Consider the following 13,996-nt stretch of genomic DNA (forward strand, 5'->3'; position numbering starts at 1 on the left):
AGACGGCGACCGACCAGGTGGCCTTACCGACCGGGTTCGTGGCGAGGTACTGGCCGATTGTCATGCGCTTTCCCTCCCAGGGCTGGACGGTGTCGGAGAGGGTCACTCGGCTTAGATCGCGGATCGGGACGACCGCGGACTACCGTGCGACCTCGGCCTCCGTAAGGTCCTCGAAGTAGCGCAGCACCAGCACGGCACGCTGCCGGTCGGGCAGCCGCCGAAGCGCCGCGTGGATGGCGGCCCGGTCGTCCCGGACGCTCATCGCGTCGGCGGGATCGGGCGTCTCCGGCACCGTCTCGGTCGGGACCTCGGACCGCCATCGGCGCCGCCACCACGACGCGTGCGTGTTGACGAGGACCTTGTACACGTACGGGTCCGGGTCGGCGCCGATCCGGCGCCAGGCACGCCAGACCTTCGCCAGCGCCGTCTGCACGAGATCCTCGGCGAGCGCCCAGTCGTGGCACAGCAGGTACGCCGTACGGACGAGCCGCGGTGATCGCGCCTCCACGTAGGCGGTGAACTCCGTTCGATCTCGCATAGGCAACCCCATTTCACGTGCTTCCGCTCACGAGTACCGCCGAGGGGCCCAGAAGGGTTGCCTGTGATCGCCGAGGGTCTCACCCAGGAGCGTGAGGCCTCCCGGCGATCACGATTCGTACGGTTCAGACCATTGGTGCTGTCGTCCTCAGAATATAGAAGTTCATATCGGCGTAGTCGAAGGTGATCGCATATTGCTTGAAGAACTGATGAGTGAAGTTGCCGATCGGCTTGAATCCAAAAAGGCCATACCATGGATAATTCCCGGCGGTTCCGGCGATGTTTCTTTCGACCGCCTTTCCGAGGCTCACCTTGGCCGCCCTGATTGGGTATAGCGTGAGCGGGCCCGCGCTTACTGGATGGGCGTAATCAATCTTGATTCCAGCCCTTTTTGCACTTTCTTCTGTCGCCATGACGCCCATGCCCATTCCGCCCGTGTCGAGTGAGACCACCCGCGGTCCGTAATCGTTGAGGCTTCCCAGCGTACAGGGGACGTGGTCGCCCGCTAGCCACAGTGGCAACCGGTCGACACTGGTACGCGTTGTGTATGCGCGAAGCTCGCGTAGTTGCGCTTGGGTCTTACGCCGAAGAATAAGTACCCGATTCGCGTAGTTCATGGTGGTGACGAAGTGATAGAAGAGTTCTGTTCCGATAACTCCTGACGGCAAAGAGCCGTCCGGCAGGTTCGGCATTCTAATGTCGTACCAAACAACCGGAACGTTGCGCAGTTCGATGCTGCCGAGCCGGAATGACTCCATGACCCCGTGATAGGTCTTGAGCGTCTGGCCGGCAGGGTAGCTCGTGCTGGTAGCCACTGCGCGAAGACCAGCCCGCTTCGCCGTTTCTGTCGAGAAGGCGAGCGTCGCCCCGGTGTCCATCAGGAATCTCGTTGGCTTCCCGCCGTTCACCGAGGCTTCGACATGGGGCAGAGGGTCAATGCCAAGCATGGGAATGCGCGTCATTTGCGCACCGCGCATATGGTATGCCGTACCGGTCATGCTGGCGTATTGCGTGGCGAAGGCCGCGTCGCTCGAGTCCCCGGTGGCCCGCAGCAGCGGTACGGCACGAGCAACCTTGTCCTGCCGGACGAAGCATTGTGCAAGCTGTTGCTTTGAGAAGTTGTCGTGGGGGGCCCGACGGATCGCCTTGGCTAGGAACTTCTCGGCGTCGTGGAACTTGTTGGACAACAGCGCGATACGTCCGCGCTGCGCCAGGGCGTGAGCATTGTCAGGATCTTTACGCAAGAGGTACGCATAGCCTCGATCGGCTTCATCGAAGCTGCCGGCTACAAAGAGCTGATCGGGGTCGCTGCCCGATGTTGCGGAGATCGGAGTTGATCGGCGGGTTGCGCTATGCGCTGCGTCGCCTAGTAGTGGGAGAACGGCGCTGGCGCCGACGGTCAGGCCAGTCCGCCGCAGGAAGGTGCGTCGATCGGTCTGGTCGGGAGTGTTTTTATTCACGCCGGCATGCTCCTTTCGGTTTGGAATCATGGTCGCTGGTTCAGGCATACGGCCCCGGCCAGATTTCATGGTTACGTCGCAGGAGAAGGTTGAGAACGGGTGGTCATTGCTGCGGTGCGAGCCACTGTGACGTGGCCGTGATCACAGACCGTCCATCGGCTGCCGCGATATCTATTCCGGCGATCACCTGTTCAGACCGTTCGCAGGGCCTCCGTGGGGGCCATGCGGGAGGCGCGGAGGGCCGGGAGCAGGCCGGCGAGGGCGCCGATCAGGATGGCCGAGCCGATGCCGCCCGCCCAGGCCTCCGGGGGGATGACGACCGCCCAGTGCTTGGTCGCCGCGTAGATGGCGGTGGCCAGGACGCCGGCCGCCACGCCGACGGCCCCGCCCAGGAAGGCCAGCGCGATCGCCTCCGACAGGAACTGGGTACGGATCTGTCCCCGGGTCGCGCCGAGCGCGCGGCGCAGGCCGATCTCCGAGCGGCGTTCGAGCACCGAGATGATCATGATGTTGGCCACCCCGACCGCGCCGACGATCAGCGCGACGACGCCGAGGCCCAGGAACAGGCTGTTGAACGCCCCGCTCGCGGCGGCCCGGGCGGTGAGCGCGTCGGAGGGCTGGCTGATGTCGACCTCGTTGGGCGACTCGGGGTCGGCGGTCTGGGCCAGGACCTCGTGCACCGCGTTCACCTGGTTCGTTTCGCACCGGACGTACATCGTGCTCGGCGGGCCGTTCGCGGCCTTGCCGTGGACGATGCTCGTGTAGTTCAGGTACCGCTGGGCGGCGGGGTAGCCGACCAGGGCACTCGTGTCGATGTCGGGTGCCAGCACGGCCGGCTGGAGGATCCCGGCGACGTAGAACCACTGGCCGCCCAGCCAGACTCGCTGTCCCGCGTGGACTCCGTCGATCCCCAGCCGTTGCGCGGCGACCGCGCCGAGGACCACGACGGGCTTCGTGGCGGTCGCGGAGTTCAGCCAGCGTCCCTGGGCGACGCTGGTCGCGACCACCGGCAGCAGGTTGAGGCTGGTCGCCCGCACCGTGAGCGCGTTCGTGCTGACCGGGGGGATCAGCGGGCTGCGGTAGACCTTCGCGGTGTCGACGGTGGCCGTGTCCGCCACCTGCTCGACGGCCGCGAGCCGCGAGATCCGTGCCGGTGCCTCCTGCGGCAGCTGGGCCGCCTGCCCGGAGAAGGACTGTCCGCTCTTCGCCGTCAGCAGGTTCGTGCCGAGGCGGTCGATCTCGTGCAGCAGCCCGGCCTGGGACGAGGAGGACAGCCCCAGCACGGCGACGATCGCGGCCGTGCCGATCGCGATGCCGAGCGCCGACAGCGCCGACCGCAGCCGCCGGGCCCGGAGCCCGACGCTCGCCACGCGTGCCTGGTCGCCGAACCTCAGCCGGGCGGGAACCAGGGCGGTCATGATCGGGCCGCCACTCGTTCGGTCGCCCGGTCGCCCGCACTGTCGGAGGTGATCAGCCCGTCGCGTACGTGCACCTGGCGGGGCAGGCGGGCGGCCAGCTCCGCGTCATGCGTGATCACGACGATCGTCGCACCGTCGGCGTTGAGCTCGTGGAGGAGCTCGACGATCGACGCCCCGGTGGTGCTGTCGAGGTTGCCGGTCGGCTCGTCGGCGAGCACGATCGCCGGCCGGCCGACGAGGGCGCGGGCGATCGCGACCCGTTGCCGCTGACCGCCCGACATCTGCGTCGGCCGGGAGGACGCGCGCTGCTCCAGTCCCACGCGGGCGAGCGCCTCCATCGCCCGTCTCCGCCGCTCGCGGACCTCGACGCCGGCGTACAGCAGGCCGTCGGCGACGTTGTCCAGCACGGTGGAGTGCTCGGCCAGGAAGAACTGCTGGAAGACGAAGCCGATGCTGCGGGCCCGGAGGGCGGAGAGCCCGCGGTCGTCGAGGCGGTCGACGTCGACGCCGTCGATCCGTACCGTGCCCGTGGTCGGCCGTTCCAGCGTGCCCATGACGTGCAGCAGCGTGGTCTTGCCGGACCCGGACGGGCCCACGATCGCCAGCAGCTCGCCCTTCCGTACGGTGAGGCTCACCCCGCGCAGCGCCCGCACGGGCGGCTGCTCGCCGTACGTCTTGGTCACCGCCGCCAGGTCGAGAGCCGGTGGTTCACCGCCGACGCCGAGAACCGGGGTCGATTTCCTTCGTATCGGCCTCATGAGGCGGGCACCACCACTCGGTCGCCCCCGGACAGGCTCCCCGACACCTGGACGAGGCCGTCCGCGTTGTCGAACAGCCCGAGCGTGACCGGCACGACGCTGTGCACGCCCCGGGCGTCGACCTTCTCCACCGAGTAGCCGCCGCCGGCCTGGCCGCTCAGCGCGGTGACCGGCACGATCAGCGCGTCCTTCACCCCGGCGGTGGTGATCTCGACCCGAACGGGTGCCTGGTCGAGGCTGCCCGCGTCCTTCGGGCGCTGGAGCGTCACGTACACCGGGATCGTGGCGCTGCTGGAATCCGAGTCCTTGCTCCCCGACGAGCTCGCCACCGCGCCGATCCGGTCGACCTTCCCGGACGTCGTCCGGTTGTCCGGGAGGGTGATCTGCACCTTGTCGCCCACCTTGACCTGGGACTGCTGCGAGGCGTCCAGCCCTACCGTCACCTGGCGGTCGGTCGACGTCGCCTGCGCGACCTGCTCGCCCGGCCGGGCGTTCGTGCCCAGCTTGGCCATCGCCTTGGTGATCCGCAGCGGGCCGGGCAGGAACACCGCCGCACCGAGCTTGAGCGACCCGGTCTCATCGGCCCCGATCTTGTCCTGCAGCTTCTCGAGCGCCGCCGCCGTCTCCGCACCGAAGTACTTCGAGTCCGGGTCGAGCTCCGAACGGTCGGCGTACCCGAGCTTCACCAGGTTGCGGTTCAGCTCGCGCACGTCCTTGCCGCTGTCCCCCTCCGACAGGTCGCGGTACGCCGGCCACTTCCCGCAGAGCAGCATCACCGGAGTGTCGCCGACCCAGTAGAGGACCTTGCCGCACTTGATCTCGTCGCCGGTGCTGGGCACCCAGGTGTAGATGCCGGTGGCGTTACCGACGACCGAGTAGGGCGTCCCGTCGTCCTGAGCGACGTACGAGAGGGTGCCGCTCTGGTCGACCTGTGACGCCAGCGAACCCCGCCGGACGGTGGCCAGCGACGAGGCGCCCGTCGTCGGCGGGGCCGGCTTGTTCCCCTCGCCGAACGGCTTGGTGGCGACCACGATGCCCGCCGCGACCGCAAGGACGAGGACGGCGGCACCGACGCGCACCGACCGGCGCCGCCGTCTCCGCGGCTTCACAGGATCGGGCGCGGCGACCTCGGAGATCTCCGGTTCGCCAGCCCGGTCGGACACGGTCGCGCCGGCGGTCTCCACCTCCCCGCCGGAGACGCGCGTACTCACCGGGCCGTCCGAGCTCACTGAGTACCGCCCGGGAGCAGCTTCTGGCACGTCTTCTGCGCGGCCTGGAACTGCGGCGAGTTCGGATCGATGCCCGAGCCTGCGTTCATGAGGAGCCTCCCGCCCTGTGGGTCGGGGAAGTTGGGCACGCCGTTCTTCCGCATGCACTGGGAGAACTTCAGCATCGCCGGGTCGGGCTGGCCTCCGCCGACGGCTCCCTGCGGCGCGAATGCCTTGCACGCCTGTGTGGCGGCCTTGAACTGCGGCGACTCAGGGTCCAGCCCGCTTCCCTTCTTCCCGGTGAGCATGACCCGCCCGTCGGGAGCCGGGTCGGGGAACTCCGGCACGCCGTTCTTACGCATGCACTCGGCGTACTTCACCGCCTTCGTCGAGCCCCCGGTGGTCCCGCCGCCACCGCCGGAGCGCGCCGCGGCGGAGGTCGAGGCACTGGATGCCTTGCCGGAGCCGCCCCCGCAGGCCGTGAGGCCCAGCCCGGCGATCAGGATCGCCGCGGCCACCGTCCCGACGCGCTGCATTCTCGCCCCGTGTGTGCTGTTCATATCGTCGACCTCTCTGCGTTTCGATGCCGCCGGGGCCTACCTGGCCCGGCGTCTGAGGTCGTTTCTACGGATCGGGCGGTCACATCACGGTCCTCGTCGCTGTGACGCGGTTGTGACCGGGCGTCGGGCATCCTGGCGTCCATGCGAGAGGTGCGCGGATGAGGGTGCTCGTCGTCGAGGACCAGGTCGAGCTGGCCGACTCGGTGGCCCGTGTGCTGCGCCGGGAGGGCATGGCGGTCGACGTCTCCTACGACGGCCAGGACGCCCTCGACCGTACGGCGCTGACCGACTACGACGTCGTCGTGCTCGACCGGGACCTGCCCGGCATGCACGGCGACGACGTCTGCGCGGCGCTGATTGCGGAGGGGCGGCACACGCGGGTGCTCATGCTGACCGCGTCCGGCACGATCGCGGACCGGGTCGAGGGGCTCAGCCTGGGCGCCGACGACTACCTGCCCAAGCCGTTCGCCTACGCCGAGCTGGTCGCGCGGGTCCGGGCCCTCGGGCGCCGCGCGCAGCCGGCCCTACCGCCGATCCTGTCCCACGACGACCTGCGGCTCGACCCCGCGCAGCGGACCGCGTTCCGGGCGGGCGAGCGGCTGGCCCTCAGCCCGAAGGAGTTCGCGGTGCTGGAGTACCTGCTGGCCGCCCGAGGCCGCGTCGTACCCGCCGAGGAGTTGCTCGAACGAGTGTGGGACGAGGCGGCCGACCCGTTCACCACCACGGTCAAGGCGACGATCAACCGGCTGCGGTCGAAACTCGGCGCCCCACCCGTCATCGAGACCGTCCCGCGCGGCGGATACCGGATCTGAGGCCCATGCACCTGCTCGCACCGCACCGCCCGCGCACGGTACGCCTACGCCTCACTCTCCTGTACGGCGTGCTGTTCGCCGTGTCGGGCGCCGTGCTCCTCACCATCACGTACCTGCTCGTCCAGCACGCCACGGGCCCGAAGCGGTACATCTACCGGACGGGACTGACCACGGTTCCCGCGCCGAGCAGCGACATCTTCCGGAACCAGCCGATACCGCCGGAGATTCACGAGTTCAAGGCGCGGATGGACGCGGAGGCGACCCGGCAGCACGCTGCCCAGATGCACGCGCTGCTCGTGCAGTCGGGGATCGCGCTGGCGATCATGGTGGTGGTCTCCATCGTCCTGGGGTGGCTGGTCGCCGGCCGGGTGCTCCGGCCGCTGCGCACCATGACCACCACGATCCAGCAGATCTCGGCACGCAACGTGCACGAACGGCTCGCCGTCTCCGGCCCGCGCGACGAGCTGAAGGACCTGGCCGACACCGTAGACGGCCTCCTCGGCCGGCTGGAGACGGCGCTGGGCGCCCACAAGCGCTTCGTCGCCAACGCGGCGCACGAACTGCGCACCCCGCTCACCCTCGAACACGCGCTGCTGGAGGAGACGCTCACCGACCGCGAGGCCACGCTCGCGTCGTTCCGGGCGACGTCGGAGCGCGTGCTCGCCATCAGCGAGCAGCAGGAACGCCTGCTGGAGGCGCTGCTCACACTGGCGACCGGCGAACGCGGACTCGACCGCCGCGAGCCCTTCGACCTGTCCGAACTCGTGGATCAGGCGATGCTCGCCCCGCGTCCGGAGATCGAAGCGCTCGGAATCCGGGTCGAGGTGCGGACGGCCCTAGCACCGGCTGCGGGCGACCCGGCGCTCGCCGAGCGCCTCGTGGCGAACCTCGTCGACAACGCGGTGCGCTACAACGTCCCCGGCGGATGGGTCGAGATCGGCACGGCGACCGAGGCCGGTCACGCCGTCCTACGCGTGCACAACACCGGGCGCGGGATCCCCCCGGATCAGGTGGACGGCCTGTTCGAGCCGTTCCAGCGCCTCGGCGGCCGCACCGCACGGGGCGACGGCGGCCACGGCCTCGGCCTCTCGATCGTCCGCGCCATCGCCGCCGCCCACGACGCAACCGTCACGGCGCGCGCCCGGCCGGAAGGCGGCCTGGACATCGAGATCCGCTTCCCCTCCGACGGCCCGGCGCCCGCATCGTACGAACGGCTCGGTGAGCACGACGGTCGATAGGCCGTGGCGACGTAGTCCGCCGGGCCCGCGATCACGTACGCCGGGATCGCGGGATCCTCAGTGGGGCAGGGTTCCGATGAAGGCGAGCAGTTCGGTGTTGTATCGGTCCGGGTCGCTCATGAAGAGGCCATGGCCCCCGCCGTCGACCACAACGAGCCTCGAGTCGGGAAGCAGAGAATGGGTCCTGCGCCCGGTCAGCTCGATCGGCGTCGAGCGGTCGGCGTCGCCCTGGATAACCAGAGCGGGCACGGTCATCTTGGTGAGCTCGTCGCGCTGATCCGCGTTGAGGCATACCTCGTTCGTCGATAGCAGCACCTGCAGCGGCGTGTCGAAGAACTGACGGCGGGTCCAGTCGGCCAGCCCCGCCGAAGCCTCATAACCGGGTCCGAACCAATCAGCTCTCGAGGTGCCTTCGACGAAGGGGAGCCGCCTGTCCCCGGACGACGCGGACGACCCCGTTCTGCCGTGGCGGCTGGAGGTCGATGGCGAGGAACTGTCGATGTTCACCATGCTGAGCACCTTCGGGACCCCCATGGACGTCACCCTGTCCGACCTGTCCATCGAGCTCTTCTTCCCCACCGACGAGGCAACGGAGACCGCCCTACGCCGCCGCGCGCAGCCCGGCTGACTTCAAACGATCAAGTGCGGTCCGAACTCCCTCGGTGGCCGTCGGCTCAGGTTTCGGTCATTGAGGATGGGGCGTTGAGGTGGCGCGGGTACGGAGGGCCGTCTTGTCGGGCTTGCCCAGCGGGGTTAGCGGCAGCTCGTCGAGAACAGTGATCGTGATCGGGACGGCGTCGGCAGGAAGGCGGTCGCTCGCCCAGGAGCGCAGGGCGGCCGGGGTGATGCCGGGCGGGCGGACCGTTACGAAGGCGTGGATGGCCTCGCCGGTGCGGTCGTCCGGTACGCCGACCACGGCGGACTCCCGGACGGCGGGGTGCTCGGTGAGCGCGTCCTCGATCGGGCCGGCGTAGTGGTTGTAGCCGTCGACGATGATCATGTCCTTCAGTCGGCCCACCAGGTAGAGGTGGCCGTCGTCGTCGAATCGGCCGAGGTCGCCGGTGCGCAGCCGGCCGTCCGCCAGTACGGTCTGGCCGGGGTCGTCCGGGCGGTTCCAGTATCCGGTCATCACGCCCGATCCCGCGACGCAGACCTCCCCGACCTCACCGGGTGGTGCGGGCGTGCCGTCGGTGCGCCGCAGTGTGACGGTGACGCCCGGCATCGGGCGGCCGACCGAGGCGAGGAGTTCGGGGCGACCGGCCAGGGCGGCGGCGTGGTCGGCCGGTTGCAGTGTCGCGATGGCCGGTGCCTCGGTGGTCGCGTACGTCTGCATGAATCCGGGGCCGAGCAGCTCAAGGGCCTGACGCAGCCGGGCCGGGGCGACGGGGGAACTGCCGTACATGACGAACTTCAACGAGGTCAGGTCGGCGCCGGTCACCTCGGCGTGGTCGAGCAGGCGGTACAGCCACGACGGGTACAGGTAGGTGATCGCGGCCGGAGCGTCGCGCACCGCGGCGACGAACTCGGCCGGGTCGAATCCGTCCATGATCTCCACGCCGGCGCCGAGGCGCAGCGTGTTCAGCGCGGCGTCCCCGGAGCCGTGCGCGAACGGCGTCGCCAGCAGGAATCGTGTGCCTTCCGGCAGTGACCCGACCGCGCCGGCCGAGGCCGTCCAGGCCTTCGTGGACGCCCCGAGGCCCGCGAACGTGGCGGGCACGCCCTTCGGGCGGCCCGTCGTGCCGCCGGTGTACAGGATTCGGACGATGTCGCCCTCCTGGGCCCGCACCGGGACGGGCTCGTCGGACTCACCTGCGGCGACGGCCGTGAGATCGACGAGCGAGTACACCAGCGGGACGCCCGCGCGCTTGGCCAGGTCCGCCACCGGCCCGATCTCCAGGTCGGACACGAGGGCGGTGGCCCGGGTGTCGGTCAGCAGGTGCCGCAGCTCGTCCAAGTCGCCGACGGTGTCGGGGAACACCGGGGTGTAGCGGAGCCCGAGCAGGTGGGCGGCGAGCCTGACAGTGAATGCCTCCGGGCGGTTGCGAGAGACCAGCATGATGCCCTGGCCCCGGCGCAGTCCCTGCCGTTCCAGGAACCGCGCGGTCCGATGGACCGTGGCGAGCAGCTCCCGGTAGGTGATCGAGCGCCCGTGGTAGCGCAGCGCCACCGCGTCCTCGTACGCGGCGAGCGCCGAGAGCGCGCTCGTGACGTACCACGACGGCGAGTCGTCGGCCATGCCTGCCCCCATTAATCTAACGTCATTGGATTATCTTCGGGCGCTACATTACGGACGGCCAGAACGACCGGCAACCCCAGGGGAGGAACCCGATGCCGCCGCGACGCGGCCGCCCGCCGGCGGCGGATCCGAAGCTCCGGCCGGAGGCGATCGTGGCCGCCGGGCTGGACACCTTGCAGGCCGAAGGGCTGGACGGCCTGACCATGAACAAGGTCGCCGCCCGGCTCGACGTGCACGCCGCGTCGCTGTACTGGCACGTACGGAACAAGGAGGAGCTGCTCGACCTGCTCGCCGACGCGGTGGCCGACGTGCCGGACCTCCCGGCGTACGACGGCGATGACTGGCGGGCCGGTCTCTCCGAGATCATGCGCGCGATGCGCCGGCACCTGCTCGGGCGTCGGGACTCGGCCCGGCTGCTCTCCGGCCGGTTCGCCGCGGGCCGCGGCCAACTGCGCACGGTCGAGGCCGTGCTCGGGGCACTGCGCGGCGCGGGGCTCTCCGACCGGGACACCGCCTACGCGCTGTACCTGCTGACCACCTTCCTGATCGGCTTCGTCGGCGGTGAGCAGGCCCCGCTGTCCGCCGCCGTCGCCGCCGGCCGGCCTCCCCGCTCCTACCTGGACGACCTGCGGGACCGGCTCGCCGCGCTGCCCGCCGACGAGTTTCCGCACACCGTCGCGCTGGCCGGCGACCTCACCGCCCCGGACCTCGACACCCGGTTCGAGTTCGCGCTGGACCGTCTGCTCGACGGCATCGCCGCCCTGCCGCAAGACCGCTGACACGCGAATTCCGCCGGCCACTCAACGGATGGGCGTCCCAGCGACGTTCAAGGAGGGAGACAGAGGCGAGAGATAGGGGTGCCGGTGGGCTTCGAGGAGTTTCTGGCGGCGCGGCTGCCGAGGCTGCTGCGGTTCGCCACCGCCCTGACCGGTGACCCGCATCGAGCGGAGGACATCGTGCAGGACGTGCTGATCAGGGCGCAGCGTCGCTGGCGGCGGATCGGCGCGATGGCCTCACCCGAGGCCTACCTGCGACGAATGATCACCAACGAGTACCTGTCGTGGCGGCGACGCCGCTCCTCCAGAGAGGTGCCGGCCACCGACGGGGTGCTGGACGCCGCGATCGAACCCGACGACGGCCATGCCGGACAGGTCGAGGAGCGCGACGCCGCCTGGTCCGGGATCATGGCGCTGCCGCCACGGCAGCGCGCGGTGCTCGCCCTCCGCTACTACGAGGGCCTGTCCAACGCCGAGATCGCCGACATCCTCGGCTGCTCCGAGGCGACGGTGCGCTCGCACGCGTCCCGGGCGCTGGCCGAGCTACGGCTCGATCCCCAGAGGGACCTGGATCCGCACGACCACGCCGCGAGGGGAGACCTGCGATGACGACCGATGAGGTGATCCGTCAGGCATTCGAGCGGCAGGCGGAGAACGCTCCCGCGGCGGACCGCGTTCTGGCGGACTTCCGCGTGCGGATGGGCCGCGTCCGGCGACGCCGTAGGGCGACGCAAGGCGTCATGGCCGTCGTGCTCTCCGGTGCGGCCGTCGCGGCCGCCGCCGTCTGGGTGCCGTCGGGGAAGCCGGAGTCGATCGGCCACCGGGTCCAGACGGGGCCACGGCCGGCGCCTGTACGCCTCCTGTACCGGCCGGGCTGGTTGCCGCAGGGCTTCACCGAGGTCGCGCGCGAAGTCGGCCAGGGACGGGCGGATTCCGTCCAGATCCGTACCTGGGCCGACCGCTCGCTGACGGAACCGCCGGCCGATAAAGCGCTGGTGCCGAGGGTCGACGTCCAGGTCGAGCCGCCCACGCGGGCGGGGAGATACGAGGACCGGCTGACGTCGCTCCGCCGTCAGCCGGGCAGCACGACGGTGAACGTGAACGGGCACGAGGCTCGGCGTTGGCAGGACAGCTCGGGGCAATGCGTGATCGCTTGGCGGCCCGACACCCGGTCGGTGCTGTCGGTGACCATGAGCAACCTTATCGACCCCTGTGCCGACGCACTGCGCGTGGCCCGATCGGTCGGCCCGGACGACCGGGCGACGTTCGTCCCGCCCTTGCGGGCGACCTGGCTGCCGGCGACGTTCGCCACGGGCTATGTCGTCGTGAGCAGGACCGCGTCAGGCTGCCGTGCGGAACTCATGGCGACGAGCGCACTGCGGGCGATGACCGTCGAGGTCGGCGCGGGACGTCTCCCCGCCCAGGGGACGCCGTTGCGGATCGGCGGACGGCCCGCTCGGTCCTACCCTGTCGACGCCGTCTCGACCACCGGACGACCGAGCGGCGGCACGGCCGTCGCGGTGGACCTCGGTGCCGGGCGCCTGCTCACCGTCCGTGACTACGAGGAAGACCCCGCGCTGAACCCCGGGACGCTCGGCAACGTCGCCGCCGGCGTCGAGGTCGGTGACACGGCCGGCGCCTGCACCTGGTGACATCGCCCGACGTCGACGGGTGAGAGGAGCGCTGAAGGGCCGGCGCGTCGGCGATGAGCCCCTCCCGGCGATCACCACGATCGCCCGCCGACGCTGCAGCACGTGGCCGGCACGTCGTTCATGGGGTGAGCTGGTCGAACGGCTGGACGCGGCCTGCCTCGGCGAGCCGTGCCCGCCAAGCCTCGATCTCGTCCGGAGTGGCGCGGGACGCGTGCCAAAGACGGACAGCGGTCTTGTCGGACGGGTCCGGTGGCGCGGTGCCGTCCAGGGTGGCGAAGCCGTCGCGGAGCGGCAGGGCCGCGGTCCACGATCCGTCCGCGGCCTCGAACTCCCAGATCAACCCATGAGCCACGGCACCGGTGATCGGGTGGTCGCGGTAGAGGGTGGTCCACTCCTCGAACGGCCAACGGGCGGCGATCGGGAGGTCGCGCAGGCGCCGGCGTTCCGCGGCGAGGGTCTCCGAGACCCGGTTGGCATGCCTCCGCGGGACCTCGACGTTGTGCGAGAAGTAGGTGCTCTTGAAGCCTCTCGGCGAGGAGAACGGAGAAGTGGTCCGCTGACGAGTGCCCTCGTCGTCGATCCACGTCACGGCGACGGTGTGCGGGTCCTCGATGGTGATCTCGGCGCGGAACGGAACATTTACGTAGATCGTCCCCTCTCCGCGGGGACCCAACGTCCCGGTGTGGTCGGCGGTCAGGCCGTGTGCGGGCACCGACAGTTCGATCCGCCGGTCCTCGGGGATGCCCAGCCTCGTGGCCGCGTCGATGAGCACCGGAGCCAGGTGCTTCTCACACAGGATCACATAGTCGATCTGCTGGTGCAGCCGGCAGAGCGCGTCCAGAGCGGCCGTATGGTTCAGGTCTTCCAAGGCGGAGAACGCGGCCTGCGCGAGCCCGTCATCGCGTACGGAGGTCGCGGTGCCGGGCAGGTTGGCGGCCTCGCGGGCGAGCCTGAACAGGTCGGGGACGGCCGCCGGCTCGCCGGCGAGGCCCACGGCCAGTACGAACCCGAGGGCGAGATCGCGGTTCTCGTTGGAGACCAGCGGCCCCGAAACATCCGTGACGAGCAGTCGGAGGGCGTCGCGGGCGAGTTCGGGCGCGCCGTCGGCGCCGAGGAGCCTGACCGTGCGCTTGGTCCAGGTCTTCGTCACGCGGCGACGCTTGTCCAGGCCGTCGCCGAAAGCGGCGAGGTGCCGGCCGAATTCGTCCAGTGCGGCCGGCACCCCCTCCGCGAGCCGTTCGCGCATCCCGTGCGCCCATCGATCGGTGGGCACCGGCGCCCAGTCGGGAAGGTCGGTTTCCGTCATGGGGTCGATCTTGACAGTCCCGTCCGACATCGGCC

General features: G+C 70.2%; 15 protein-coding genes. 6 read left to right on the forward strand and 9 right to left on the reverse strand.

The window, feature by feature from the left end; genetic code table 11:
- Positions 1–139 precede the first annotated feature (139 nt).
- The 6 genes from AB0I04_RS24860 to AB0I04_RS24885 all read right to left on the reverse strand — a co-directional run bounded on the left by AB0I04_RS24860 (position 140) and on the right by AB0I04_RS24885 (position 5,941).
- Entirely contained in the window at positions 140–538 is a 399-nt protein-coding gene (locus tag AB0I04_RS24860) for a SigE family RNA polymerase sigma factor (protein ID WP_360888714.1), read from the reverse strand.
- Positions 539–662: 124 nt separating this feature from the next.
- Positions 663–1,997, reverse strand: a complete 1,335-nt coding sequence (locus tag AB0I04_RS24865) for an aspartyl protease family protein (protein ID WP_360888716.1) — start codon at positions 1,995–1,997, stop codon at positions 663–665.
- Between the two features lie 191 nt (positions 1,998–2,188).
- A complete protein-coding gene (locus AB0I04_RS24870; RefSeq protein ID WP_360888719.1) occupies positions 2,189–3,415 on the reverse strand; it encodes an ABC transporter permease in 1,227 nt (408 codons plus the stop codon).
- Positions 3,412–4,173, reverse strand: a complete 762-nt coding sequence (locus AB0I04_RS24875; RefSeq protein WP_360888722.1) for an ABC transporter ATP-binding protein — start codon at positions 4,171–4,173, stop codon at positions 3,412–3,414. The genes AB0I04_RS24870 and AB0I04_RS24875 overlap by 4 nt, the downstream gene beginning before the upstream one ends.
- Positions 4,170–5,384, reverse strand: a complete 1,215-nt coding sequence (locus tag AB0I04_RS24880; RefSeq protein ID WP_360888725.1) for a peptidoglycan-binding protein — start codon at positions 5,382–5,384, stop codon at positions 4,170–4,172. Before AB0I04_RS24880 ends, AB0I04_RS24875 begins: the two co-directional genes overlap by 4 nt.
- A gap of 14 nt (positions 5,385–5,398) precedes the next feature.
- Positions 5,399–5,941: a hypothetical protein gene (locus tag AB0I04_RS24885; RefSeq protein ID WP_360888728.1), complete on the reverse strand. Its 543-nt coding sequence runs from the start codon at positions 5,939–5,941 to the stop codon at positions 5,399–5,401.
- Positions 5,942–6,099: 158 nt separating this feature from the next.
- On the opposite strand from AB0I04_RS24885, the gene AB0I04_RS24890 reads away from it, so the two are divergent.
- A complete protein-coding gene (locus AB0I04_RS24890; RefSeq protein ID WP_360888731.1) occupies positions 6,100–6,753 on the forward strand; it encodes a response regulator transcription factor in 654 nt (217 codons plus the stop codon).
- A gap of 5 nt (positions 6,754–6,758) precedes the next feature.
- Positions 6,759–7,991, forward strand: coding sequence for a HAMP domain-containing sensor histidine kinase (locus AB0I04_RS24895; RefSeq protein WP_360888734.1), 1,233 nt, complete (start codon positions 6,759–6,761; stop codon positions 7,989–7,991).
- Positions 7,992–8,048: 57 nt separating this feature from the next.
- On the opposite strand, the gene AB0I04_RS24900 is transcribed toward AB0I04_RS24895, so the two are convergent.
- Positions 8,049–8,501, reverse strand: coding sequence for an alpha/beta hydrolase (locus AB0I04_RS24900; protein ID WP_360888737.1), 453 nt, complete (start codon positions 8,499–8,501; stop codon positions 8,049–8,051).
- Between AB0I04_RS24900 and AB0I04_RS24905 the strand changes: the two genes are divergently transcribed.
- Positions 8,491–8,619, forward strand: a complete 129-nt coding sequence (locus AB0I04_RS24905; RefSeq protein ID WP_360888740.1) for a hypothetical protein — start codon at positions 8,491–8,493, stop codon at positions 8,617–8,619. The two genes, AB0I04_RS24900 and AB0I04_RS24905, sit on opposite strands and share 11 nt — an antisense overlap.
- A gap of 57 nt (positions 8,620–8,676) precedes the next feature.
- Here the strand turns inward: AB0I04_RS24905 and AB0I04_RS24910 are convergent, their stop codons facing one another.
- Positions 8,677–10,227: an AMP-binding protein gene (locus tag AB0I04_RS24910; protein ID WP_360888743.1), complete on the reverse strand. Its 1,551-nt coding sequence runs from the start codon at positions 10,225–10,227 to the stop codon at positions 8,677–8,679.
- Positions 10,228–10,319: 92 nt separating this feature from the next.
- Between AB0I04_RS24910 and AB0I04_RS24915 the strand changes: the two genes are divergently transcribed.
- From AB0I04_RS24915 to AB0I04_RS24925, 3 genes are all read left to right on the forward strand, one after another.
- Positions 10,320–11,006, forward strand: coding sequence for a TetR/AcrR family transcriptional regulator (locus AB0I04_RS24915; protein ID WP_360888746.1), 687 nt, complete (start codon positions 10,320–10,322; stop codon positions 11,004–11,006).
- Between the two features lie 84 nt (positions 11,007–11,090).
- Positions 11,091–11,612, forward strand: coding sequence for a SigE family RNA polymerase sigma factor (locus AB0I04_RS24920; RefSeq protein WP_360888749.1), 522 nt, complete (start codon positions 11,091–11,093; stop codon positions 11,610–11,612).
- Positions 11,609–12,655 carry a hypothetical protein gene (locus AB0I04_RS24925; RefSeq protein ID WP_360888752.1) on the forward strand — a complete coding sequence of 349 codons (1,047 nt, stop codon included), beginning with the start codon at positions 11,609–11,611 and terminating at the stop codon, positions 12,653–12,655. The genes AB0I04_RS24920 and AB0I04_RS24925 overlap by 4 nt, the downstream gene beginning before the upstream one ends.
- 118 nt (positions 12,656–12,773) lie before the next feature.
- On the opposite strand, the gene AB0I04_RS24930 is transcribed toward AB0I04_RS24925, so the two are convergent.
- Positions 12,774–13,961, reverse strand: coding sequence for a DUF4132 domain-containing protein (locus tag AB0I04_RS24930; RefSeq protein WP_360888755.1), 1,188 nt, complete (start codon positions 13,959–13,961; stop codon positions 12,774–12,776).
- Positions 13,962–13,996: the final 35 nt, after the last annotated feature.

It is taken from the genome of Actinoallomurus sp. NPDC050550, from assembly GCF_040655075.1.
In the GTDB taxonomy this organism is placed as follows: Bacteria; Actinomycetota; Actinomycetes; order Streptosporangiales; family Streptosporangiaceae; genus Actinoallomurus.